General features: G+C 35.8%; 25 protein-coding genes. 12 read left to right on the forward strand and 13 right to left on the reverse strand.

All coding sequences use genetic code 11. From position 1 onward, the window contains the following. The gene (locus ACZ9HT_RS12025) at positions 1 to 2697 is read left to right on the forward strand and encodes a hypothetical protein (RefSeq protein WP_476040723.1); all 2697 of its coding nucleotides are present in this window, start codon (positions 1 to 3) and stop codon (positions 2695 to 2697) included. Between the two features lie 31 nt (positions 2698 to 2728). On the opposite strand, the gene ACZ9HT_RS12030 is transcribed toward ACZ9HT_RS12025, so the two are convergent. From ACZ9HT_RS12030 to ACZ9HT_RS12065, 8 genes are all read right to left on the reverse strand, one after another. Beyond that, entirely contained in the window at positions 2729 to 3550 is an 822-nt protein-coding gene (locus ACZ9HT_RS12030; protein WP_476040724.1) for a GLPGLI family protein, read from the reverse strand. Continuing rightward, positions 3547 to 3819 (reverse strand): DUF1294 domain-containing protein, encoded by a 273-nt coding sequence (locus ACZ9HT_RS12035; RefSeq protein ID WP_476040725.1) that lies wholly within the window; start codon positions 3817 to 3819, stop codon positions 3547 to 3549. The genes ACZ9HT_RS12030 and ACZ9HT_RS12035 overlap by 4 nt, the downstream gene beginning before the upstream one ends. A 506-nt stretch (positions 3820 to 4325) precedes the next feature. After that, on the reverse strand, positions 4326 to 4631 hold the full coding sequence (gene rpsJ, locus ACZ9HT_RS12040) for a 30S ribosomal protein S10 (protein WP_039349183.1): 306 nt from the start codon (positions 4629 to 4631) through the stop codon (positions 4326 to 4328). An 18-nt stretch (positions 4632 to 4649) separates the two neighbouring features. Beyond that, positions 4650 to 6767: an elongation factor G gene (gene fusA / locus ACZ9HT_RS12045; RefSeq protein WP_476040726.1), complete on the reverse strand. Its 2118-nt coding sequence runs from the start codon at positions 6765 to 6767 to the stop codon at positions 4650 to 4652. Positions 6768 to 6773: 6 nt separating this feature from the next. Further along, positions 6774 to 7250: a 30S ribosomal protein S7 gene (gene rpsG / locus ACZ9HT_RS12050; protein ID WP_476040727.1), complete on the reverse strand. Its 477-nt coding sequence runs from the start codon at positions 7248 to 7250 to the stop codon at positions 6774 to 6776. Between the two features lie 25 nt (positions 7251 to 7275). Next, positions 7276 to 7689, reverse strand: a complete 414-nt coding sequence (gene rpsL / locus ACZ9HT_RS12055; protein ID WP_039349192.1) for a 30S ribosomal protein S12 — start codon at positions 7687 to 7689, stop codon at positions 7276 to 7278. A gap of 103 nt (positions 7690 to 7792) precedes the next feature. After that, complete coding sequence (locus tag ACZ9HT_RS12060; RefSeq protein ID WP_476040728.1) at positions 7793 to 8647, reverse strand: hypothetical protein; 855 nt, start codon at positions 8645 to 8647, stop codon at positions 7793 to 7795. A 255-nt stretch (positions 8648 to 8902) separates the two neighbouring features. Further along, a complete protein-coding gene (locus tag ACZ9HT_RS12065) occupies positions 8903 to 9166 on the reverse strand; it encodes a hypothetical protein (protein WP_476040729.1) in 264 nt (87 codons plus the stop codon). A gap of 109 nt (positions 9167 to 9275) precedes the next feature. Here ACZ9HT_RS12065 and ACZ9HT_RS12070 point away from each other — a divergent pair, with 109 nt between their 5' ends. From ACZ9HT_RS12070 to ACZ9HT_RS12090, 5 genes are all read left to right on the forward strand, one after another. Then, positions 9276 to 10907, forward strand: a complete 1632-nt coding sequence (locus ACZ9HT_RS12070) for a leucine-rich repeat domain-containing protein (RefSeq protein ID WP_476040730.1) — start codon at positions 9276 to 9278, stop codon at positions 10905 to 10907. Between the two features lie 101 nt (positions 10908 to 11008). After that, complete coding sequence (locus ACZ9HT_RS12075) at positions 11009 to 11485, forward strand: Dps family protein (protein ID WP_476040731.1); 477 nt, start codon at positions 11009 to 11011, stop codon at positions 11483 to 11485. 86 nt (positions 11486 to 11571) lie between these two features. Continuing rightward, positions 11572 to 12753, forward strand: coding sequence for a nicotinate phosphoribosyltransferase (gene pncB, locus ACZ9HT_RS12080; RefSeq protein WP_476040808.1), 1182 nt, complete (start codon positions 11572 to 11574; stop codon positions 12751 to 12753). Between the two features lie 469 nt (positions 12754 to 13222). After that, positions 13223 to 14752 carry a DNA recombination protein RmuC gene (locus ACZ9HT_RS12085; RefSeq protein ID WP_476040732.1) on the forward strand — a complete coding sequence of 510 codons (1530 nt, stop codon included), beginning with the start codon at positions 13223 to 13225 and terminating at the stop codon, positions 14750 to 14752. A gap of 21 nt (positions 14753 to 14773) precedes the next feature. After that, the gene (locus tag ACZ9HT_RS12090) at positions 14774 to 15541 is read left to right on the forward strand and encodes a TrmH family RNA methyltransferase (protein ID WP_476040733.1); all 768 of its coding nucleotides are present in this window, start codon (positions 14774 to 14776) and stop codon (positions 15539 to 15541) included. A 60-nt stretch (positions 15542 to 15601) separates the two neighbouring features. Here ACZ9HT_RS12090 and ACZ9HT_RS12095 read toward each other — a convergent pair whose 3' ends face one another. After that, positions 15602 to 15943, reverse strand: coding sequence for a hypothetical protein (locus ACZ9HT_RS12095; RefSeq protein ID WP_476040734.1), 342 nt, complete (start codon positions 15941 to 15943; stop codon positions 15602 to 15604). 168 nt (positions 15944 to 16111) lie between these two features. Here ACZ9HT_RS12095 and ACZ9HT_RS12100 point away from each other — a divergent pair, with 168 nt between their 5' ends. Together ACZ9HT_RS12100 and ACZ9HT_RS12105 are read left to right on the forward strand one after the other, a co-directional pair. Continuing rightward, positions 16112 to 17278 (forward strand): hypothetical protein, encoded by a 1167-nt coding sequence (locus ACZ9HT_RS12100; RefSeq protein ID WP_476040735.1) that lies wholly within the window; start codon positions 16112 to 16114, stop codon positions 17276 to 17278. Beyond that, the gene (locus tag ACZ9HT_RS12105) at positions 17265 to 17849 is read left to right on the forward strand and encodes a hypothetical protein (protein ID WP_476040736.1); all 585 of its coding nucleotides are present in this window, start codon (positions 17265 to 17267) and stop codon (positions 17847 to 17849) included. The genes ACZ9HT_RS12100 and ACZ9HT_RS12105 overlap by 14 nt, the downstream gene beginning before the upstream one ends. Here the strand turns inward: ACZ9HT_RS12105 and ACZ9HT_RS12110 are convergent. The 4 genes from ACZ9HT_RS12110 to ACZ9HT_RS12125 form a co-directional block, all read right to left on the reverse strand. After that, positions 17807 to 18373, reverse strand: coding sequence for a 5-formyltetrahydrofolate cyclo-ligase (locus ACZ9HT_RS12110; RefSeq protein ID WP_476040737.1), 567 nt, complete (start codon positions 18371 to 18373; stop codon positions 17807 to 17809). The genes ACZ9HT_RS12105 and ACZ9HT_RS12110 overlap by 43 nt on opposite strands. A 100-nt stretch (positions 18374 to 18473) precedes the next feature. Next, positions 18474 to 19829 (reverse strand): oxygen-dependent tRNA uridine(34) hydroxylase TrhO, encoded by a 1356-nt coding sequence (trhO, locus tag ACZ9HT_RS12115; protein WP_476040738.1) that lies wholly within the window; start codon positions 19827 to 19829, stop codon positions 18474 to 18476. 165 nt (positions 19830 to 19994) lie between these two features. Further along, a complete protein-coding gene (locus tag ACZ9HT_RS12120; RefSeq protein WP_476040739.1) occupies positions 19995 to 21155 on the reverse strand; it encodes a GlmU family protein in 1161 nt (386 codons plus the stop codon). A 126-nt stretch (positions 21156 to 21281) separates the two neighbouring features. Beyond that, the gene (locus ACZ9HT_RS12125) at positions 21282 to 21533 is read right to left on the reverse strand and encodes a type B 50S ribosomal protein L31 (RefSeq protein ID WP_476040740.1); all 252 of its coding nucleotides are present in this window, start codon (positions 21531 to 21533) and stop codon (positions 21282 to 21284) included. A gap of 182 nt (positions 21534 to 21715) precedes the next feature. On the opposite strand from ACZ9HT_RS12125, the gene ACZ9HT_RS12130 reads away from it, so the two are divergent. From ACZ9HT_RS12130 to ACZ9HT_RS12145, 4 genes are read left to right on the forward strand one after another with little or no spacing between them, the layout of a single operon-like run. Then, positions 21716 to 23101 carry a hypothetical protein gene (locus ACZ9HT_RS12130; RefSeq protein ID WP_476040741.1) on the forward strand — a complete coding sequence of 462 codons (1386 nt, stop codon included), beginning with the start codon at positions 21716 to 21718 and terminating at the stop codon, positions 23099 to 23101. A 16-nt stretch (positions 23102 to 23117) separates the two neighbouring features. Continuing rightward, positions 23118 to 23936 carry an alpha/beta hydrolase gene (locus ACZ9HT_RS12135; protein ID WP_476040742.1) on the forward strand — a complete coding sequence of 273 codons (819 nt, stop codon included), beginning with the start codon at positions 23118 to 23120 and terminating at the stop codon, positions 23934 to 23936. A 10-nt stretch (positions 23937 to 23946) separates the two neighbouring features. Beyond that, positions 23947 to 24273 (forward strand): nucleotide pyrophosphohydrolase, encoded by a 327-nt coding sequence (locus ACZ9HT_RS12140; RefSeq protein ID WP_476040743.1) that lies wholly within the window; start codon positions 23947 to 23949, stop codon positions 24271 to 24273. A 15-nt stretch (positions 24274 to 24288) separates the two neighbouring features. Next, a complete protein-coding gene (locus ACZ9HT_RS12145; protein ID WP_476040744.1) occupies positions 24289 to 25521 on the forward strand; it encodes a 3-phosphoshikimate 1-carboxyvinyltransferase in 1233 nt (410 codons plus the stop codon). Positions 25522 to 25540 lie beyond the last annotated feature (19 nt).

A 25540-nucleotide genomic window follows, 5' to 3' on the forward strand; every position in this document is an offset into this window, starting at 1 on the left:
ATGAAAAAAATTATTCTGTCCACCGCTCTGTTTTTTTTGATGTATTCGAAATCTGAGGCATGTTCCTGGTACGATCCCGATTACGAATATTTTAATCTGTTTACGCAGAGTATTATTAAAGACAAAACCTATCTGCCTTTTTTACATACGCTTTCGAACCGTTTTCACGGCCACGAACATTTCGAAATTCCGAACGAAAACATCGAAAGCTGGCAAAAGTTTTTTGGCAATTCACTGAGTTATTCTGAAACGCAAACTTTGGTGGAAAAAATGCCGATGAGCGATCTGAATTCTTTTAAGAGAGGAATTTCAACAAATGCGATACTTTCAAAATTAGGTTCCTATCAAAAATATGCGGAAGCAATCGACTATTTAATTGAAGCAAAATATCTGGAACCTTTCATGCGAATTAATTATGTCGAAAGTCCGGACTCCTTTTATTACACTCCGGAACAAAATGAAAAAAATGCAACGAAGCTCGATTATACAAAAACAATTTCGGCGCTAACTTCACTTTATAATGCAGCCAAAAATCCGGAAATTAAATTACGTTACGGTTATCAATTGGTTCGTTTTAATCATTACAACCGTAATTATGAAGCTTCGACGCAGGCTTTTAAAAAATACGTAGAACCTTTACAATTAAAAGCAGCGTCTTATTTTCTTGCTTTAGATCAATTAGCCGGAGCGCAACGTGGATTAAAAATGACGGCGGACGCGAACTGGAATTTCTTTCAGGTTTTCATGAACAGCAAGAGTAGGAAAGAAAGCGCATTTATTTCGATGAAACTTTCGGATTCAGTTTCGTTCGATGATTTATTAAAGAGAGCGAAAACTCCGGAAGAAAAAAATATGGCTTATTTTCTTTTGGCCTACGAAGATTTCAGTAATCCCATTCCGATGATGGAAAAAATGTACGACATTGATCCTAATTCAGACATTCTAAAAGTTTTGGCAGCAAGGAGTGTGAATGAACTGGAAAGAAGTTATTTGCCAACCTACTTTAATACAACTAATACGGAAAAGTCGGTAAAAAACTCTTCGAACTTAAAAACTACTGATACCACAAGAGAAGAAGTTGAAAAAACTGACGTAGGTTTTTGGCAAAAGATCAAAAATTTCTTCACGAACTTATTTTCATCCAAAGAAGATAAAGCTTCACCAAAAAGTTCCGGGCAAAGTGATGATCAGTTGCTCAATAATCCAAACCGATTGCCATTTTATACCCAAAACCAATATTACGGCAGTAAAAATAATTCAGAAAATTTCATTAATGATTTTGAAAAGTTAACGTCTAAAATAAAAGAGAAATCGCCCGATGAATTCTGGCAGATCACCGATGCGTATCTTTCTTTTCTAAATAAGGATTACGAAAAGAGCAAGAAAACTTTAGACCAGATCAAAACAACAAATCCGGACTATCTAACTCAGATCACGAGAATGAAAATGTTGAATGATATTGTTGCGCAACCAGAGATCAACTCCGAGTTCGAAGATCATTTGATGAAAGATTACAAAGATTTTTTAGTAGAAAAAGCGCCAAAAATAGAAACAGACTCGATGGCAGAGAATTTTGGGTATGAAGAATATTCGAGTCCGTCGACCAAAGAATTTTTGCGGGACATAATCGCCAACCGCTATTTTATTCAGGGTGACGATGCGAAATCATTTTTGATGAACAATCAACTTTCCGATTTGCGATATAATCCAAATTTAGACCTGACTAAAAAGCTTGAAGAATTTATTAATAAAAAAGACAAGACCGATTTCGAGAAAGAAATTATAGCCAAGAATGTAAATGAAGTTGGAAATCCAGAAGCTTTCTTTAATGTTATTTATGGTGATTTTGCAATGAGATCAGGCGATTTTGTCGATGCTAAAAAACATTATGAAAAAGGGGAGAAATTTTCGGGATTGCCTTTACCTAAAGAGCGGTTTGATAATGAAACCGGCGACTATAAAAAACATGAAGACAGCGCCATTTTGTATGATGGTTACAGAAATGTTTCAGGTTTGATTTTCGGACATAACGTTTGGGAAAGTTATCAAAGCGATGAAGATCAAAGCATGAAAGCGGAAGATTTCGTGAACCAATTTCCGCAGGTTAAATCAAATGTGACCAAACTGGAATTGGCTGCGGCAGTTCTGGATCTTCAGAAGATCGGAAATGGAAAAGATGAAAAAAGTGCAAAAGCAAACCAATTGATTGGGAATTTGTTATACAACACTTCCATGCTCGGATATTACCGGGAAGTTTTTGTGATGGATTTTGATAATTCAAATGGCGGGAAATATTATTTTGGATCTAATAAAAGTCCTTTTCAATATTATTATAAAAACTACAGCAATAATATTTTTATCAAACCGGATAATTTCGATTTAGCGATCAACTTTTATAACAAGGCACTTTCGAATTCTAATGACGCTGAACAGAAAGCCCGAATTTTGTTTCAAATGGCCAGTGCAGAACAGGGCAAATATTACCAGTATGAAGCGAACGATCATCATGAAGTTAATTACGATGATCCCGAATATTCCAGAAAAGAGGACGAATACATGAAATCTTTAAACGAAACAAAAAATACAAAATACAGAACCTATTTTGCGGAGTTGAAGAAAAATTACGGCCAAACGCAAACTTCAAAAGCTTTGCAAACGAGTTGTTCCTATTATGATTACTTCATGAAGAGAAATTAAACAAAAAAGGAATCAATGCGATTCCTTTTTTTTATTTCGGATATTTTATGGCTTTGTCGATTTCGATCGGATTGTTATTATCGCGAAGATATTTTTGATATTTAATCGTTGCTTCTTTGATCTGATCTTTGGAAGTAATTCTTGTGCCCATTAACTGGATCTTCTCGTCGGGATTGTAAACGAAAGATTTACTGACCTCGTGAAATGGATCATTGTAAAAATCTAGTTTCAGCTTATTTAATGTTTTCAGATTAACCAACAAAGGTTTTTTATTGATTGCTGATTCTAAAAAACCAGATGTATCGTAGGTTGCTTTTAATTGGTAGCTTTTAAGAAGTTTAAAGCTGAACTGCTTTTGCGAATCTACAATTTCAAAAATCAAACCGGGCAAACCCCGAAATTTATAAGGCCCTTCGTTAAGCGGAATTTCCGGATTGAAATAAGCGATCCATTTTCTGCCACCGAAATCACAGGTGGCTTTCTGTAAATTGTACTGACCCACTTTTTTGGTTTCAGAACTCAATTTCCAGTTGATGGGATCGGTAGAAACATATTTAAAATAATCATTCAGCAACTCGAAATTTATATTTTCACTGGAATTTCTTTTTCTAATGATCGCAGGAGTTTCATTCCAGATATTGTTGGTGTAGTTTCTTATCTTATTTAAAGAATCATTTTCCGCATATTCAAAGTCGTAAAATTTCACTTCATTCGGACTACTATCTAAAGTCATATTGCTTTTCTCGTATTCGACGGCGGTAGAATCAGTTTTGAAATGATATTCATAGATGAAGCGATGGGTTTGGGCAGCAAAAAATATTGGGAAAAAGCAAAGAATGAAATTCTTTTTCATTGATAATTTTTAAAAAGTAAATATAAGATCAAAATCTGAAACAGAATCAAAAAGGAAATTTTAAGGATGAAACTTTTTTTGGAAGTTTTGTGGTGAAACGTCATCATTCCTAAAATTGTGCCGACTGTTCCACCTATCAAAGTGAGAAAAAATAAGGTATTTTCGGAGATTCGGGGTTGGTTTTTTTTAGCCTTCAATTTATCGAATCTAAAAATGAGAGCAGTGAATATGGTGATGAAGACAAAATAGAGAAGAAAGAATTTGTTCATAGGACTAAATTTCGGGAAATATTTTGGATTTAACCTTCTTTGGTTTGGAATTGTTAAGATGGTACTTTCAAAGATAACTTACTTTTTAAAATCCTTTCAGCCTTTGGAAGGCTAAAAGGGTGGATCGCTTTTAGAATACTTCAAAGATTTTAAATCCTTGAAGGATTGGAATTCTATTAAATAATAAATTGCCCTTTATTCTAGCCGCGATGGAAACGGCATCCTTTTTTATCGTACACTGAGCAAAGTCGAAGTGCCCAATAAAAAAGATATAGTGGACAGCGCGACGTGTTGTGGAAAATAGGGCAGATTTTGTTGCTTCTTATAAGTTTTGCAAACGAATTTCAAAGATTTGCACATATCTACGAATTAGCTTGAATAAATTTTGTCAAAGATTTTAACTTTGACAAAGTAAAAAATCCCTGATCTTTCGAAAAGGGATTTATATGGAGTAAAATGATATTAAAAAACTTCAGACTTCAATCCTCCATCTTCTAACTTCATCATCATACTTTAATTTCTACGTCAACTCCTGAAGGAAGTTCTAATTTCATTAACGCATCTACCGTTTTAGAAGAAGATGAATAAATATCCATCAATCTCTTATGTGCAGATAACTGAAATTGCTCTCTTGCTTTTTTGTTTACGTGGGGAGATCTCAACACAGTGAAGATTCTCTTATTTGTTGGCAAAGGAATCGGGCCATTCACGATAGCGCCGGTTGCTTTAACCGTTCTTACGATCTTTTCAGCAGATTTGTCTACCAAATTGTAATCGTAAGATTTTAATTTTATTCTGATTCTTTGTGACATTTTAATCTAATTTAAATATTAACCTCTTGCTTTTTCGATTACAGCTTCAGCGACATTTTGAGGTGCTGCTTCGTATCTTTCGAATTCCATTGAAGATGTTGCTCTACCTGAAGAAAGCGTTCTAAGAGTAGTTACATAACCAAACATTTCTGAAAGTGGAACGAATCCTTTAATTACTTTCGCGTTGTTACGATCATCCATTCCATTGATAGTTCCCCTTCTTTTGTTAAGGTCACCTACGATGTCTCCCATGTATTCTTCCGGAGTTACCACTTCAATTTTCATGATTGGTTCCATGATGACAGGTTTTGCTTTTTTACCAGCTTCTCTAAAACCGATTTTCGCGGCTAATTCAAAAGAAAGTGCATCTGAATCCACCGGGTGGAAAGATCCGTCTTTTAAAACGATTTTGAAACCTTCTACTTCGAATCCTGCTAAAGGTCCGTTTTTCAAACATTCTTTAAATCCTTTTTCTACAGCCGGTACAAATTCTTTTGGAACGTTACCACCTTTGATCTCATTTACAAATTCCAAACCTGGTTTGCCATCTGTAGCTGGTCCAATTGTGAAAACAATATCAGCAAATTTACCACGACCACCAGATTGTTTTTTGTAAACTTCTCTGTGATTAGCTGTTTGCGTAAGATTTTCTTTATATTCAACTTGTGGCTGACCTTGATTAACCTCCACTTTAAATTCTCTTCTCATACGATCAACAAGAATATCTAAGTGAAGTTCACCCATTCCTGAAATGATTGTTTGACCAGAAGCCTCGTCGGTTTTAACCTGGAAAGTAGGATCTTCTTCCGCTAATTTAGCCAAAGCGTTACCCATTTTATCCTGATCTGCTTTAGTTTTTGGTTCTACCGCGATACCGATAACGGGATCAGGGAAGTTCATCGATTCTAAAACAATTGGATGTTTTTCATCACAAAGTGTATCACCGGTTTTGATGGATTTAAATCCAACAGCTGCACCAATATCACCTGCTTCAATATATTCTACAGGATTCTGCTTGTTAGCATGCATCTGATAGATACGGGAAATTCTTTCTTTGTTACCAGATCTTGTGTTTAATACATAAGAACCTGCATCTAATCTTCCGGAGTAAGCTCTAAAAAATGCCAATCTACCTACGAAAGGATCGGTTGCAATTTTAAACGCTAATGCTGCAAAAGGTTCTGTAACACTAGGTTTTCTTGTAACTTCTAATTCAGTATCAGGATTTGTTCCTACGATATCATCTTTATCCATTGGAGAAGGAAGATATTTACAAACTGCATCCAGCATAAACTGAACTCCTTTATTTTTAAAGGAAGAACCGCAAGTCATTGGTATAATAGATAAATCAATTGTTGCTTTTCTCAAAGCTTCGTTGATCTCTTCTTCTGAAATAGAATCCGAATCTTCGAAGAATTTCTCCATCAAAGTATCATCGTAATCTGCAACAGCTTCTACTAATTTCTCTCTGTATTCCAGAACTTCCGCTTTCATGTCTTCAGGAATTGGCACTACTTCGTAAGTTGCACCTTGTCCTGCTTCATCCCAAACGATTGCTCTGTTTTTAATTAGATCTACAACACCTTTAAATGTTTCTTCAGAACCAATTGGCAAAACGATAGGAACTGCATTAGAACCTAACATTTCTTTTACCTGATTAACAACATTTAAGAAATCTGCACCTTGACGGTCCATTTTATTCACGAAACCAAGTCTCGCTACGTTGTAATTATCAGCTAATCTCCAGTTGGTTTCAGATTGTGGCTCTACCCCATCAACTGCTGAAAATAAAAATACCAAACCATCTAAAACTCTTAAAGATCTGTTTACCTCAACCGTAAAATCTACGTGTCCAGGAGTATCAATAATGTTAAAGTGATAAGATTTAGATTCTGGAAGTACTTTCCCCTGCGTTGTTGGAAAATTCCATTCACAAGTTGTAGCTGCAGAAGTAATGGTTATCCCTCTTTCTGCTTCCTGCTCCATCCAGTCCATCGTAGAAGCACCATCATGTACTTCTCCAATTTTGTGATTAACTCCGGTGTAAAATAAAATTCTTTCTGTAGTGGTGGTCTTCCCTGCATCAATGTGAGCAGCGATACCAATGTTTCTTGTTAATTTAAGATCTCTTGCCATTTCAGATTAGAATTTAAAGTGTGAAAATGCTTTGTTTGCTTCAGCCATTCTATGAGTGTCTGTTTTCTTTTTATACGCAGCACCTTCTTCTTTAGCAGCAGCGATAACTTCAGAAGCTAATTTCATAGCCATAGATTTATCGTTTCTTGCTTTAGAATATTTAATTAACCATTTCATTGCCATAGAAATTTTTCTATCCGCACGAATTGGCATAGGAATTTGGAAGTTTGCACCACCGATTCTGCGTGAACGTACTTCTACGTGTGGCATTACGTTAGTTAAAGCATCTTTCCAGATCTCCAAAGATTCTTTTTCGTTTTCTCCTTTCTTTGCTTCTACGATATCCATTGCATCATAGAAAATTTTGAATGCGATTGACTTTTTACCGTCATACATCAAATTGTTTACAAATCTTGTTACCAGTTGATCATCAAATTTCGGATCAGGTAACAACGGTCTTTTTTTCGCTTTTGTCTTTCTCATTGTTTCGTTTCTTACTAATTAATAATTACTTTTTCTTACCTTTTGCCGGTGCTGCAGCTGCCTGACCTGGTTTTGGTCTTTTCGCTCCGTACTTAGATCTCCTTTGAGTTCTTCCAGCTACACCTGCGGTATCCAAAGCTCCACGAACAATGTGATAACGTACTCCCGGAAGGTCTTTCACCCTTCCTCCGCGTACCAATACTATCGAGTGCTCTTGAAGATTATGTCCTTCGCCGGGAATATAGGCGTTGATCTCTTTACCGTTTGAAAGTCTTACCCTTGCAACTTTTCTAAGTGCAGAGTTAGGTTTCTTAGGAGTAGTTGTATATACTCTAGTACATACACCTCGTCTTTGTGGACATGAATCAAGGGCAGCCGATTTACTCTTCTTGGTAAGTGCGACTCTTCCTTTTCTAACTAATTGTTGAATAGTAGGCATTTAATTGCTTTTTATTTTAGGGGGCAAAAGTAGTGATAATTTTTAAATCTACAATCACAAATAATGAATTTATCAAAAATTGTGAGCATTCAGTGCATAAAATTTATTTCAAAATAATATCTGAAGTATATAAGACCTGCGATTTATCTTTGATGGTGTCATACTTCAACCATTTAATTTGAGGATTAACCGTATCCGCGATCGACTGTTTGATTTCTCCCTTTTGGTTATTGGTATGCTTGTATTGAAATGTTTGTTTGATGATGGGTATGCGATAATTCGTCAGCAAACCATCTCCTTCTTTTTCATTATTAAACAGGAACTTTTTAGATTCAAATTTTGGCATCTGAGCTTCGATCTGTTTTCTGTTCTCAAAATAATTTACAGGCATCTTTAAACTATAGAAAGTAAGAAAGATTAGAAAAAAACATCCAATTTTAAATATAATTTTGTCAGATTTTAAATTTTTGAAGTAAATCATCAGAAAGGAAAAAAATAAAATAAAATTACCCGCAGCCAGCATTCGCACATTTATCTCTTCAATCTGCTGAAAATAACCAGACGTAAATAAAGCAATTGTATAAACACCCGCATCAATCCAGACCAAACGATGAAAGTCCAGAAGGATCGTTTCTTTTTTTGTGCGAATTAATCTGATCAAATATAAAAGAAGTGTAACGTCAAATATCATCAACCCTATCTGAAATCCAAAACTTACTAAACTATTTGATGCAGGTTTAATTCCAATAAAAGGATCAATAACATTGGTAACTGCCAATAGATCCCGAAGTATATAAACATAATAATATTGAGCAGGTGCACCACGAAGATTTTCCCCCGTGAAGCTGTCATATATATAAAGATTAAAACCTAGATAAGCGGCAATTCCAAATCCTGAGATCAAAAGAGCGAAAAACAGATCTTTTTTAAGCGGAAAACGTTTTTTTCTCAAGATCATAAATAACCAGAAAAGACCGATGCCGAGATAAATGTAGATTCCGGAATACCGAACCGTAAATAACAGAATTAATAGTAAAGAGGTAAAAAATATAAAATTTCGCGATTTAATACGGTCGGAAAATCTTTCATGAAGAAAGTAGAGAAGGAAGTAGAGCAGAAAAAGAAATGGCTCTTCCGAGGAGGCGTAATTCAGTGCAAAAAAAAGCGTTTTACCAGCGAAGAGCAGAACGGTTTCTCTAAAATAAAACTTTTTTTAGTATGAAAAGGCAAATATAATTACCACCATAGAAATATTCAGAATTTTAGCCGCCCAGAAATAATCCTGAAAAATAAAATGAAAGAACTTGATCAAAAGGGGAAAACCGAGGGGAAACAAATTGGTCTTCAGTTCTGGCAGATCAGATGCGATCCCAAAATAAGAAAGACTGTCTGCACCAATTCCGCCCGTAGCATTAAAAAACGATTGTAAAAAATAGATCAAAACAATTACTATGGCCAATAAAACGTACTTCCTCATAAGCAGTTATAAAAATATTTCTTCATTGGGCAAATATGCAAAATTTTAATATTTAATCGCTCATATTAACTTTTACCATATATTTGCTTCGCAAAAAAACACAAAATCGGTGAAGAAAATTCTACTCTTTTTATTTATTTCTCAATTCTTTTTTTCCCAGCAATACAGCATTTCCTTTGCGGAAAGAAGCGCTCTTGTGAATCTAAACAATTCCACCTCTGGTGAACAGTGGAGCCAGAAATGGGATTTAGATAAAGATCCGAAATATTGGTATGGCATCAAAATAAAAAACGGCAGCGTTATCGAGATCAATCTTCGTGGCAATGCATTGAAAGGTAATTTTCCGCCTTACGCATCTTCATTCCCGAAACTCCAGAAACTGGATCTAAGTTCGAACCAATTAACCGGAGAAGTGACACCTTCACTTTCCTCCATCAGCAATTTAGTCCGTTTAGACATCAGCAACAACCGATTAACCGGTGATCCTATGTCGTCAATATTACCCCTTTCGAATCTGAAAGAAATTTCTATCGGGAACAACCAGTTTACTTTTGCAGACATTAATAATTTTGTACAGAATTTTCCGGCGTTGCAGGTTTTAGATCTATCGCACATTGGCTTAAATGCAGTTCCTTCAAAAATTTCAATGTTAACGAATTTAGAAGCACTTAATTTAAGCAACAACACAATTTCGTCGGGCTACTCCAGTTTATCCACCCTCCTGAAATTAACAGAATTAAATTTATCCGGCAATCAACTCCTCAAAATTCCAACAGAACTTTCGGGCTTAACCGCGCTAACTTCACTTGATGTTAGTCATAATTTATTTGCAGGCAATTACTCCGCGACCTTATCAAATTTCAAAAATTTAGAATGGCTTTCTTTAGCGGGAAATCAGATCAGCGTATTTCCCACCGAACTTTCTCAACTTAAAAAATTAGTGCACTTAAATATTTCCAACAATCAGATTTCTGGCGGCCTGGGAAATTTATTAGTATTAAAGGATCTGGAACAACTCTATCTTGATAAGAATTTATTCACGGGAAATTTTCCGGGCGAACTCCTTCAACTGAAACAACTTCAAATGGTTTCATTAACGGGCAATCAGCTTTCCGGCGAAATTCCGGATAATATTCCAGCCTTAACTTTTTTGGAAAATAACAGATTTACAAAACAGGAAATTAGAAATTTTATATTGAAAGATAAAGGTTTAGCAGATTTCACGTATTCTCCCCAAAGATATGATGATGTGAAAACGGTTTTTGCATCGATCGGAAGTTCAGCTTCTTTGCCACAAGCACTTTCCGGAGATGAATATCAATTCACCTGGTTCAAAAATCTGGAGCAAATAACGCCTGTAACTTCTGAATCCTGTTACATTAGCAGCGTTGAAGACGAAGATTTTACGGATTACACTTGTGAAGCTTATGTCTTCGAACAATTGCCAGCCGCCTTAATGGAAATTTCTTTTTTCAGAGAACCGGTTACTTTGGCGAAAGACCTGGGAACGGACGAAATAAAAAGCGATCTGGTGGTTTATCCAAATCCGGCTACAGATTTTATCCACATCAAAACCATGAAATTAGATGTCGAGAAAGTATTTATTTTTGACTTGAGTGGTAAACTAATCATGACCGAAACTAAAAAAGACATCAACATCAGTCATTTGCCTTCTGCCAATTATATTATCTCCATCAAAACTTATAACGGTATCAAATCATTTAAGTTGATCAAAAAGTAATAGATTCAATTAATTGGAAACGATAGATTGAATAGTCATCATCAATTAGTAATTTCCGCGATCCGAACTTAACTTCCGTAACTTCGTAGAAATAAAAAGTTATGAAAAATTCGAACATCATTGGTTTAAATGAAACTGATTGCACACAGATCTCTGAAAAATTAAACGCACTCTTAGCCAACTATTCTGTTTTCTATCAAAATACACGGGGCGCTCACTGGAATATTAAAGGAGACCAGTTTTTTACGCTTCATCCGAAATTCGAGGAACTTTACAACAATCTTGTGTTAAAAATTGATGAGATTGCGGAAAGAATTCTTACGCTTGGTTCTACTCCAAAACACAACTATTCCGACTATCTAAAACTTTCCACTATCATTGAAAGCACCGATGTTACCGACGGTTCGAAAGATGTTGAAAATATTCTGGCCTCCTTTAAAACGATCATCGATCTGCAACGGGAACTGCTCGATATAACAGAAAAGGCTGGCGACGAAGGAACCAATTCCCAAATGAGCGACTATATTACGGAACAGGAAAAAGAAGTATGGATGTACAATTCCTACCTCGGAAAATAAAATTTCAAAATATTTCTTCAAAAAATCGTCTTTCTAAGGCGATTTTTATTTTGAATTTCTACATTTGTTTAAATATTGTTTTAATGATGAATGAAGTCCGTTTTAAATCGATTCTCGACAACGATTTTTATAAGATCACCATGCAAAATGCTGTGGTAAAATTATTCCCTAATGAGAAGGTAAAGTATCAGTTCATTAATCGCGGCAAGCATCAATTTCCTGCCGGATTCGCCACAGAGCTACGAAAAGCAGTGAATGCAATGGCGGAATTAAAACTCACCAAAGACGAAAAAGAATTCCTCCGCGTTACCTGTCCTTACATGGATCTGCCTTACCTCGATTTTCTCGCGGGCTATCATTACGATCCCTCCGAAGTTACTATTATACAAACCGAAAATGAACTCCAGGTTACCGTTGAAGGCGAATGGTACCGCACGATCCTGTGGGAAGTTCCACTTTTGGCTCTAATTTCTGAACTCTATTACGAAACCAATTTTTTAGAAAGAGAATCTAACGAAACCGTCATCAAAAAAACGCTGGAGAAAGCCGATCAACTCAATGAATTAGGAGTAACGTTTGCTGAATTTGGTACCCGCCGCCGACATTCTTATCAGGTTCAGGCTTTGGTCGTAGAATCTCTGACGAAAAATAATACAACCGGCAGATTCATCGGTTCTTCCAACGTACATTTCGCAATGAAATACGGCATTAAACCCATCGGAACTCACGCGCACGAGTGGTTTATGTTTCACGCTGCAGAGTATGGTTTCAAAATGGCAAACGCACTTTCCCTGGAGCACTGGGTTGATGTTTATCGTGGCGATCTGGGAGTCGCGCTTTCCGATACTTATACGACAGAAGTTTTCTTTCAGCAGTTCGATAAAAAATTCGCAAAACTCTTTGATGGCGTTCGTCATGACAGTGGAGATCCCATCGAATTCGCCAATAAAACGATTGCGCATTATGTGAAAAATGGGATTGATCCTTTATTCAAATACATCATTTTCTCCGATGGATTAAACCTGGAAAAAGTAGAAGAAATCACGCACGCCTGCAAGGGAAGAATCGGGATTTCTTTTGGGATCGGCACCAACTTAACAAACGATGTCGGTTTAAAACCCATGAATATCGTCATGAAATTGATCGGTGTGCAATCCATCAACGGCGACTGGACGCCAACTGTAAAACTTTCGGACGAGCATGGAAAATATACCGGCGATCCAAAAATGATCGAGCTCGCAAAAGAATTTTTGCGGATCAAAGATTAATTTTTTTAGGAGCTTAATCCCGCTTTCCGCTGTATCTTTTTCTTTTTCGCCTCGCATTTCCCTTTGCAAAAAAGAAAAAGGATGCCGCTGCAATCGGGGCTATAAAGCATTCTACCAGTTTTAAATTCGCGCACTGAAACTTTGTACCATGAATTTTTCTAATGTTACTCTGCAAACTTTGATAAGTAAAACACCATTGCGACTTTTACAAAACAAATAATATTTATTCACCAAAAAATCCACCGCGTTCTTTGCGTCAAAAACTTCGCGACTTTGCGTGAAAAATAAGTAGAAATATCATTCTTTCCGGTAAAACGCCGCCACAGCATTTAAAGAACATGCAATCTTTTGAAAGCAAAGATGTGGCTAAAAATATCAAAATTCTTTCCTCCACAAAAATCTAAAAATTCTTTTGGATAACTTTTCCACAATGCAGATAATTCCCTTATTTTCTTCCTATTTTTGAAATATGGAAATATCGACCTTACTGATTGGAATTATTTTTGGCGCAATCGTTGGCGCCGTTATTTTGTATTTCATCTTAAAATCTGCACACGTTCCCCGAAAATCATTCGATGAATTAAATCATAATTTCATCCGAATGAATTCCGATCTGGACAATTCTAATTTGAAAACTAAAGAAGTAGATGGTTTTTATCAGATCGAAAAACAAAGAAATCTGGAGCAGACTGAAATTTTCAACCAGCTTAAAAATGAGGTGGCGACTATTTCTGCTACCAATAATTCTCAAAATCAAAAAATCGTCGAACTCTCTGAAGTTAACCTTGCTCAAACTGTAAATCTAAAAAATTTACAAGAGGAAAAACAGGAATTGATTGCAGTTAGATCGCAGCTTTCTGCCCAAAAAGAAAATCTTCAAAAACTTCTGGATAATCAAAAAGAAGAAATATCGAAAATGCAAGAACTGGCCAAAAGCGAATTTCAAAACTTAGCCAACAAAATATTAGAGGAAAAAACAGAAAAATTCACGGCGTTAAATCAAACCCAACTGAAAACAATCCTGGAACCGCTCGGAGAAAACCTGGAAATTTTCAAGAAACGGGTGAATGAAGTTTATGAGAATGAAGCGCGGGAAAGGTTTTCTTTGAACAGTACCATCAAATTAATGATGGAGCAGACTACGAAAATTAGTCAGGAAGCCAATAATTTAGCAACCGCATTAAAAGGTCAGACAAAAACTCAGGGCGATTGGGGCGAAATGATTTTGGAACGGATCTTAGAAGATTCTGGCTTGACGAAAGACCGCGAATATTTCTCGCAGTACAATATAAAAAATGAAGCTGGCGATAATCAAAGACCCGATTTTGTTTTGAAACTTCCGGGAAATCAACTCGTGATCATCGATTCCAAAGTTTCTTTAAATGCTTATGAAAGAATGGTTTCGGCGGAAACTGAGGAAGAAAAAAAGCAGAATCTCACCCTTCATCTCGCTGCCGTAAAAAAACATATTGATACACTAGCGCTAAAACGTTATGATGATCTTAAGGAATCCTTGGATTTCACCATCATGTTTTTTCCAGTGGAACCTGCATTTTTACTGGCTGTTCAACAGGATCAAAAATTATGGAATTATGCTTATCACAAACATATTATTCTCTTAAGTCCAACCAATCTGATCGCATACCTGAAATTAATTTCAGATGTCTGGAAACGTGCAGATCAAAATCAAAATGCCGAGGAGATCGCAAGACAAGCCGCCGCGCTTTACGATAAATTTGAAGGATTCGTTTCTGATCTATTAAATGTGGGTAAAAAAATGGAAGGTGCGAAACAGGATTATGAAAGCGCCATGAAAAAACTATCAACCGGAAATGGAAATTTAGTACGTTCGGCAGAAAAATTGAAACTTCTTGGCGTGAAACCAAAAAAGTCGTTGCCGTCAACCATTTTAGAACGGGCAAACGTGGAAAGGATTGATTTTGATAATGAAAAAAATTCAACTGAAAATTCAGATAACGAAATTAATTCCAGCGAATAGATTTTTTTTTAAATTTGCACCATGTTAATTGAAAGCCTAAGCAACGAGAAAGTAAAAAACTTAACCCGATTGATCACCGATAACAGATTTCGGAAAAAATCTGGCTATTTTGTGGTCGAGGGAAAACAGGAAAATGAACGGGCTCTCAAATTTGGCTTTCAAGCAGAGGAATTTATGATCTGTGAAAGTATTTATGATGCAGATTTCCCGAAAGGAAAGATCACTTTAGTTTCCGAGAAAGTGTATGAGAAACTCGCCTACCGCGGAACATCCGAAGGAATTATTGGAGTTTATAAAATAAAGAACGAAGATCTAAGCCGATTTCAACCTGGAGAAAACTCCTCTATAATTATTTTAGAAAGCGTAGAAAAACCGGGAAATCTGGGCGCGATCTTGAGAAGCTGCGAAGCTTTCGGAATTGACGCCTTGATCGTAACGGATCCTAAAATCGATTTTTATAATCCGAACGTTATCCGGTCAAGTGTTGGTTGCTTATTTGGAATGAATGTTTTTCAATCAAACAATCAGGAACTTTTAAATTTCTTACAGACCAATAATTTTAAAATCTTCACCACTTTGATGGATGAAAGCGCAGAAGATCTTTATAAAAAAGATTTTAAAAAAAGAAGTGCTTTACTTTTCGGAACAGAACATTCGGGACTAAGCAAATTTTGGATGGGAAAAGGAGAAAATACATTGATCCCAATGTCGGGAAGTATTGATTCTTTAAACCTGAGCAATGCTGTTGCGATCAGTTGTTATGAAATTCTGCGACAGAAACTAAATTAAAGGAACAAAAAAAACCGCTTCTCCAGGAGAAACGGTTATTCTTTTAAAAAGATTTGCTAATTATTTCTTGTTAGCGTCTTTTACAGCATCTTTAGCGTCAGCAGAAGCAGCTTTAGCAGCGTCAGCAGCACCAGTTGCAGCATCAGCAGCACCTTTAGCAGATTCTTTAGCCATGTCAGCACCAGCAGCAGTAGTTGCAGAAGCAGCATCTTTAGCAGCATCAACAGTTACAGAAGCAGCAGAATCAACAACCATAGCAGCAGAATCAGCGATTACAGCAGCAGAATCAGTTGCAGCAACAGCAGCTGAATCAGCAGCGTTAGCAGTTTCTACAGTTTCAGTTTTTTTACAAGCTACAAGAGCTAATGCAGCGAAAGCAGCTACGAATAATGATTTTTTCATAATAAATTAAATTTAATTGTTTTCTTTATAATTGTGTTCAGCTATTTGAACAGGACAAATGTATAGCGACATTTAAATTTGTTTTAGCAAATTAATTGTAATATATTTGTAAAACAGTTTTACAAAATAAACATTCTGATATTCAACTCCTTATATAATTTTTAGCAATTGAGCGATTTAGATTTATTACACTTTGAACAGCTAAAAAGCGAGGTCCAAACTCAATATTTAGAAAATCATACCCCTTCCTTCGATGATATTTCGAAATGGAAAGGCATCGACATCATTTATTTCCAGGAAGATTTAAGAAAAATCGCTAAAGGAAACATTAGTGAGAAGTCATTTTATACGTATTTTAAAACCTCCCCGGTAACGAAGCTTCCGAGAATTGATATGCTGAATATCCTCAGCATTTATGCGGGCTACGTATCATGGTATGACTTCAAAAAGAACCATCTTTTTACAGATGAAATATTAAAAGAGTTCGAAGATCTGGAGCAGTCTGAAATCGATCAACTTGAAAAAGAGGTCCAGAATTCTGAAATTATTCCGCTGATCGATAAAATACCGGAAATTACTTTAGTATCTGCACAAAAAGTCAATTCTGAAACCGACAACAATATTGATTTACAAAAATCAAATACTGATAATGAAGTCATTACGAATAACCGCCCAACTTTTGAGGAAAATGATAACGACCGAAAAAAATCCACCTTTTCTCTTGTAAAAAAATATCTTTGGTTAGGAATTTCGGCAATTCTGGCAATTCTTGTGGGACTTTTAGGTTTTAAAGACGAACTCTTCAGTAAAAAATTCTACTACAGCTTTATAGATGCCGACCGGAATTCAAAAATAAATGCCGAACTGCAGGTTCAGATCATTAAAGAAAATGAATCACCTATTCTTTATGTAGCGAAACCGAACGAACCATTTGTCTATACTACCAAATCGAAAACATTAACGATGGTTGTTTCCTCGCCTTATTATAAAACCGACACCATCCAGAGAAATCTGGAAAACGCACCGGAAGCAGAAAATATAGAACTTAAACCGAATGATTACGCTATTATGCTTTTCTACTATTCGAAATCAATAAAGGATTTAAAAAAGAAAAGAGTAAGTTTAAATTATTTGATCAACGATAACGCCCTAATTTATCAGGTTTTCGACAATCAGTTTTATGGGGTAGAAACGATGGATAAGCAGCGTTATATCAATTTAGTTACACTTCCTTCGGCTTCCCTGGAGAACCTGGATGTGATTGATACGCAGACGGACAAAGCAGGGAAAATAATTATGATTAAATTTAAAATAGACACTAATGAAGAAAAATAATAAATTTACACTCCTTATATATGCGTTGCTTTTTGTAATTCTTGCCTGTTCGAAGGAAAATAGCGAAATATCGGATCTACAAAAGGTGAGAAATAACAACAATGAAAAGTTTTATCCCGCTACAAAAATGGACAGTGCTCAGGCAATTTCATTTATTACCAAACAGAAAATCCAGGAATTAATGGATCTTTCTACTTTGTACACCTCTGGAAATCGTGACACAGAAATTGATTCTGTGATCTATTCCCAAATGAAAAGTTACTTTGCAGAAAGCGATTCCAACGAATTAAAACCTATTTTGAAACAGCTGGACAGTTTTAAAGTGAAAAATGTAAAAGTGGGTAATATCGCAGTCACTAAAAAAATCACCGCAAAAGATACGCTGGATTTCGCAAAATTTGATGTTGAATATTTTGATGCAAAAGACCGCTTAATTGGCAAGTTTGAAAAAAATGCACAATATATGTTGAAGCTTTCGCCCGTGAAATTTAAAAAAGAGTTTAAATTTTATTTCGTGGACTTCGATGTTCAGCCACCGAAAGACAGTATTTCTGTTGGCGTAACCAAATAGTTTAAAGGAATATCTTTCTCCCAAACATCATCAACTTTTTCATTTGGCGCGAATAATCCTGCTCCGATCTTTAAAGCTTCGGGATTTATTTTTGCAAAGAATGCATCGTAAAAACCTTTTCCATAACCTACCCGATTGCCTTGACCATCGCAGTATAACAATGGAGCAATCACAAAATCAAAATCTTTTTCTTCTGAATCAAGATTACTTTCCGGTTCCAGAATTCCGTAAAAACCTTTAATAAATGCTGTTTTCGGCGTTACTTCAACAGAGATTAATTTCCCCTCTAAAATTTTTGGAACGTAAACATCAATTTGATGATCTAAAAAATATTTGATAAAAGGTCGTGTATTAATTTCCTTCTTTTCCTTTATAGATAAAAAACAGTGAACCTTTTGACCTTTTACCGGCTTAAATTCTGCTAAGAAATTGGAGAATATCTTTTCTGATAAAGAATTAATCTCATCCTGAGAAAAGCTTTCCCGTTTATCTGTGTATTTTACTTTTAACTCTGATTTATTCATGGTAAAATTTATTTTGAATGATACAGTATTGATCTAAAAAACGCTCTAGCTAATTTAAAAAAAATCCAATAATCTTTCGAGAATAAATTTAATCCTTTTTTTACGGCTGAAGAATTCTATATAATTTATCAGATAAACGAATCCTAAACGGAATTTCAAAAGTGATCTGATCGCCTTCTTTTGCGGTGTCGCAAAAACTGCCATTCACGAAAAGTTCTGTGACCGTTAATTCCTGTTCTCCAGTTGTTGGCCCGGAAATTAAAACTTGATCTCCTACTGAAAGTTCCTTTTCAATTAAAAACTGTCCAATTTTCGATTTTGTGTAGTAATGTTCAGCTTTTCCTACTAAGACTTTTTTGACAGCTATTTTTTGACGGATATTTTTTATTTCTGCTTTTGCTAAAGGTTTGTTTGTTAAATTGCCGGAGTTTTTAAACTTTAAAGCCTCAGATTTTCCTTTCCTGAACACTTTATTTCCAACTTGCAGTCCGCTTCTTAATTTCACCTGTTCCTCTAAAGGCAGATGCGTAGTTTCTAAACACTCGGTAGAACAGCAGTTTTCCATTTTTTCCTGACACTCATCACATTGAATAAAAAGCAGATGACAGGCATCATTCGCGCAGTTCGTATGATTGTCGCAAGGTTTGCCACATTGGTGACATTGCGAAACAATATCATCTGTAATTCGTTCTCCAAGTCGATGATCGAACACAAAGTTTTTACCAATGAACTTGCTTTTAATGTCTTCTTCTTTTATTTGACGCGTATATTCGATGATTCCACCTTCCAGTTGATACACATTTTTAAAACCCTGATGTTTAAAATAAGCGCTGGCTTTCTCGCAGCGGATTCCGCCGGTACAATACATCAAAAGATTTTTATCTTCTTTGAAATCTTTTAACTGTTCATTAATGATCGGCAGGCTTTCCCGAAAAGTTTCTACATCCGGCGTAATTGCACCTTCAAAATGACCGACTTCACTTTCGTAATGATTTCTAAAATCGACCACGATCGTATTTGGATCTTCGAGTAAATTATTGAATTGCTGCGCTTTTAGGTGAATACCTTTATTGGTAACATCAAAAGTTTCATCATTTAAACCATCGGCAACAATTTTATGCCGAACTTTTATAGTTAATTTAAGAAAAGAATGGTCGTCTTGATCAACAGCGACATTTAAGCGAATTCCTTTCATGAAGTCGTAAACTTCCAGTGTATCGCGGAAAGCTTCGATTTGATCAGCAGGAATACTCATTTGAGCGTTGATTCCTTCGTGTGCTACATAAATACGACCAAGCGCATCGAGGGCATTCCAGGCTATAAATAATTCGTCGCGAAAGTTTTTGGGATCTGAGATTTTGGCGTACGCATAGAAAGACAAAGTGAGCCGCTGTTTCCCGGCTTCATCAATAAGTCGAGCTCTTTCTTCTGCGCTTAAGGTGTTATACAGTTGCATGCTATAAACGGTTTAAGGAGAATTTTAGTGGTGCAAAGGTAAGGAATTTACTTTTGACATTAAAAATTTTCTGAATTTTTTGGGCAGACATTTCCGCCTTCCGTTCCCTCCCGATCTTACATCGGGATCCACTCAAGTCGGGCTGCAAGTGTAGCTTTTTAATAATTAATAGTTTTGATAAATGTGCTTCAACAAATTACGGTCAACTTCGGTAAAAGGAACTTTTCTTCTCGCCATTGCGAGTTCAGCAACTTCGTAAGCTTTTTCCAGCTTAAATTTTTCATCGCCTTTCATTCCGCCCCAGGAAAAACTGTCGATCAAATTGGGAGGGAAACCACTTTTGAAAATATTAGCGGCCACTCCAACCACAGTTCCTGTATTTAACTGCGTATTAATGGCAGTTTTAGAATGATCTCCCATAATTAAACCTGCAAACTGCAATCCTGTATCAACAAATCTTTTGGTTCTGTAATTCCAGAGTTTTACGGAAGCGTAATTATTTTTGAGGTTTGAAGAATTGGTGTCCGCTCCGATATTGCACCATTCGCCGATGACCGAATTCCCCACAAAACCATCATGTCCTTTATTGGTATAACCGAAAATCACAATATTATTAACTTCGCCGCCCACTTTACAATGCGGACCTATGGTTGTTGCTCCATAAATCTTTGCACCCATATTAAATTTGGATTCCTCACACAAAGCAATCGGTCCTCGAAGATTGCAACCTTCCATTACTTCGGCATTTTTTCCGATGTAGATTTTTCCGGATTTCGTATTGATGGTGGAGAATTCTACACTTGCACCTTCTTCAATAAATAAATCCTGCGAATCACCCAAAAAACCATTCGTGCTGGAAAGTTCTGCAGAAGTCCGTCCTTTAGTTACCAATTCGAAATCAAATTCCAGGGCTTTATCATTAAAAGAAAACAAATCTGTCGGTTGCTTAAAAAATAAAAGTTCCTCATGAATATCGGTCATTTTTTCGATCTGATTCAGCGAAAAATTTTCCATATTAATTTTTGCAGCCAGGAGTTCGTTTTCGTACACTAGAGCTTCACCCATTTTCAGCTCTTTTATCTGTTGCAGAACACCTTCGTTCGGTAAAAAATTCGGTACCAAAAGAAGACTTTCTTTTTTCTCCGGTTTTTTAAATTTTTCCTGCAAATAATCTTCTGTGAGATAAGAAACTTCGGAGATATCGAGTAATTTTTGCCATCTTTCCGAAAAGGTTAAGATTCCACACCGCATTTCTGCAACGGGTCTGGTGAAGGTAAGTGGTAAAAAGTCATCCCAGAACTGGGCATCAGAAAAAGCAATTTGCATAATCAAAATTTTAGATTTAAGAATTTAGAATTTCTCGTATCTAAATTCTAACAAGACGTGAATTTACAATAAAAAAGCCTTTCAGAAAACTGAAAGACTTTTAAATATTCTTAAATACTCAAGTAATTATTTTGCGTATTTTTTGTACTTGTTCATAAATTTGTCAACTCTACCAGCAGTGTCAACTAATTTTACTTTCCCTGTGTAAAAAGGGTGTGAACTCGAAGAGATCTCCATTTTGATCAATGGGTAAGTTTCTCCTTCGTACTCTATAGTGTCTTTGGTATCTGATGTAGACTTGCAAAGAAACATCTCGTCGTTACTCATATCTTTGAAAACAACAAGTCTATAATTTTCCGGGTGGATTCCGTTTTTCATAATAAAAAGTTTAATAAATTAAAGTTTTGCTTCAGAAATAGTAATGGACATTCCTCTGCTAATTTTTAGACCGCAAAAGTACAAATATTTTTTTAATCTGCAAACACCGACATTGATAATTTTTAAATTTTTATGTTCAACAATTTTAATTAAATTTGAAACCGCTACCTATTTTAATTTCAATGAATAAATTTAAACTTTTACTCGCAGTTTCGTTTTGGGCTCTTTTAACGGCAGTAAGCTGTAATAGAGACGATATTAACTTCGACAGCCCGTCTGAACTTCTCCGTTTTTCGGCAGATACTGTTTTTTGCGACACTGTTTACAATCAGGTCCGATCAGAAACTTATGCTGTAAAAATTTACAATAACGAAGACAAAGACGTTATGATTCCGAAAATTTCTCTCGGAAATGGAAACGCTTCTCTATACCGCATCAATGTAGACGGAAAAGCGGGAACGGACTTCACTAATGTCCCACTGAGAAAAAAAGACAGTCTTTATATTTTTGTAGAAATCGCGCCTGTTGCAAATGCTCCGGAAGCTATTGCAGAGGATCAGATTAATTTCACAACTCCAGCGGGAAATCAACATGTGACCTTGTTTTCTGTCGTTCAAGATGCTGAATTTTATATTGAAAGCAAAAGCAATCCCAACATTTTACTTAATAATACGACCTGGACCAAAGACAAAGCAAAAATTATTTTTGGAAATTTAACGCTTGATGCCGGAAAGACTTTAGACGTTCAGCAGGGAACGAAAGTCTATTTCTTTAAAAACAGCGGTTTAAAAATTTCTAAAAATGCAAATCTTAATATTATGGGAGATTTGAATCATGAGGTAATTTTTCGTGGAGCCAGAAATGATCCGCGTTACGATACCATCCCAAAAAACTGGAACGGAATTTCCTTTGATGTCGGTTCTAATCTCAATATGAATTATGCCAGAGTTTTTGGTGGCACACGAGGTTTAGAAATGACGGAAACCACTGCAGTTATTAAAAACACCATTATTCACACGCACCAGGAATATGGTATTTACGCTGTTAAATCGAATATTACCGCTTCAAATTTGGTCATGAATAACTGTGGAGAAGCAGATCTGGGCATCTTTAAAGGCGGAACGTACAACATTACCCATTCCACTTTAGCAAATTATTGGGATTTCAATACTGCAATGCCTTCGCTGGGGATTTATGCGACGAACGAATTTCAAAATGGTGCTGCTTTAGAATATGGTCCACTCATTTTGAATGTTAAAAATTCGATCATTTATGGCAGGAAAGAGGATCAAATTCTCTTTAAACAAACCTCTGGACAATCTTTTAATTATACCTTTTTAAATTCTCTGTTGAAATTCGGAAGCAATCCCGGATTTAACTCAGATGCCTCCAATATTAAAAATGAAGATCCAAAATTCCAGAATTATTTTACTCAGAAAATGAATTTAAGAGTAAAGGAGGATTCGCCTGCAAAGGGAAAAGGAAATATTGTGGCAGCAGCTTCGGTTCCTTTGGATATTGTAAAAATTTCCCGAACGGTTTCACCAACAATTGGAGCTTACCAGTAAATCGAAGGTTTAGACAATGAGTACTCGCCTGAACTTTTACTATGTAATCATCTTCCTGCTTTTTATGAACTGCAGAAGTTCATCACCTGTTCAAGATCCCATTCCTGCACATGAAACATTTTCCCTTGAATCCAAATTTGTTGGAGAAACGAGAATAATTAATGTCTCCACTCCTGCAAACTACAAGAATAGTGGCGAGAATTATCTGGTTCTTTACATGGCAGATGGCGGAATTAAAGAAGATTTTTCACATATTGCAAATACCATTTCAGACCTGATTAAAGCAAAAAAAATTCCACCAATGATTTTGGTCGGAATTGAAAACACACAGCGTCGGCGGGATTTAACCGGTTTCACAGAAAATGCAGAAGATAAAAAAATAGCTCCGGTTGTTGGTGGTTCAGCAAAATTCAGGTCTTTTATTACTGAGGAACTTTTTCCGGTTATCAATAAAAAGTACAGAACTTCTTCAAAAAAAGGAATTATCGGCGAATCACTTTCGGGACTTTTCGTGACGGAAACATTTTTAGAACATCCTGAAATGTTTGATTACTATATTGCTTTTGATCCGTCTTTATGGTGGAACGATGATTTTTTGGTAAAGACCGCAACAGTTGATTTGTCAAAATTTCCAAAAGAAGAAAAACGCTCCTGGTTTGCAGGTTCCGGCACAAAAGGGATTTCTGAAAATACGGTCGCATTAGAAAAAATATTAAAATCGGCGGCTCCTCCAAATATTAAGTGGCAGTATTCTTCTGAACCAAAAGAAGACCACAGTACCATCTTCCGTACAGCAAAAGAGAAGGCTTTGATCTGGACTTTTGGAAACCAATAAATTCTTAAATATGGAAATTACAAAACTTCAAAATGAAGTTGATGAATGGATAAAAACGGTTGGAGTTCGTTATTTTAATGAACTTACCAATATGGCGATGTTGACAGAAGAAGTTGGGGAAGTTGCAAGAATTATCGCACGACGATATGGCGAACAAAGTGAAAAAGAGAGCGATAAATCTAAGGATCTGGGAGAAGAATTAGCCGATGTTTTATTTGTGACTTTATGCTTGGCGAACCAAACAGGAACGAACTTGCAGGAAGCTTTCGACAAAAAAATGATAGTGAAAACTGACAGAGATAAAGATCGCCATCAAAATAATGAAAAACTGAAATAAATTTTATAGTAGTAAATGGTATTAGAAAAATCTAAATTAATTGGCAATAAGACCATAGAAATCAGCGGTTCGAAAAGTATTTCGAATCGTTTGTTGATTTTAAAAAAGCTGTTCGAAAATATCAATATCGAGAATCTTTCCAATTCTCAGGATACACAACTTTTAGAGGATGCTTTAAATAACGAGGCCGAAACTATCGATATTCATCACGCGGGAACTGCGATGCGTTTCCTGACTTCCTATTACGCTATTCAGGAAGATAAAACAGTTATTTTAACGGGCTCCGACCGAATGAAACAACGGCCGATACAATTTTTGGTCGATGCGTTGCGTGATTTAGGCGCAGAGATTTCTTATTTGGAAAATGAAGGATTTCCACCTTTGAAGATCACGGGTAAAAGATTAGAAAAAAGTTCGGTAACGATTCCCGCTAATATTTCGAGTCAGTTTATTTCTTCATTAATGTTGATCGGTGCTAAACTGGAAGATGGTTTGGAGATTCATTTAGAAGGCAAAGTGACCAGTAAACCCTATCTCGAAATGACCTTGAAAATTTTGAGAACTTTAGGAATTTCCTATCAATGGGAAGAAAATATAATCCACATTTTTCCTAATTTACAAATCGAAAAAAATTCGCAGACCCTTCCTTTTGTTGTAGAAAGCGACTGGAGTTCTGCTTCTTATTTTTATTCCCTTGCAGCAATCTCGCGAGACACTGTTAATTTAAAAAGCTTTAAACCCTATTCTCTTCAGGGAGATTCTGTTCTAAAAGAAATTTACTGGAAATTCTTCGGTGTTAATACGATTTCAGAAGGTGCAGAATCGCGAATTTCTTTGCTGCCTGACAATTTCTTCAACTTTCCGGAAAAAATTGTTTTAAATATGAATGATTGTCCAGATATTGCACAAACGCTTTGTGTAACGGCAACTGCGATGAATATTCCTTTTGAAATTACGGGTTTGTCAACTTTAAAGGTAAAAGAAACAGACCGGCTTTTGGCTTTGAAAAATGAGCTTTTCAAAATTGGATGTATTGCAGAAATTACAGAGGATTCTATTTCTTCGCAGAAATTTTTCGAACCTAATGAAAATATTTCTATTGAAACTTATAACGATCATCGTATGGCAATGAGTTTCGCACCATTTTGCCTCGTTAAAAAAATAAATATTGATGATGACAAGGTGGTCGAAAAATCTTATCCGGAGTTTTGGAAAGATTTTGCAACGATTATAGAACCCATTCTTTAAAAAAATTAATTCTAAATAA

This window comes from Chryseobacterium sp. UYP7 (assembly GCF_056279225.1).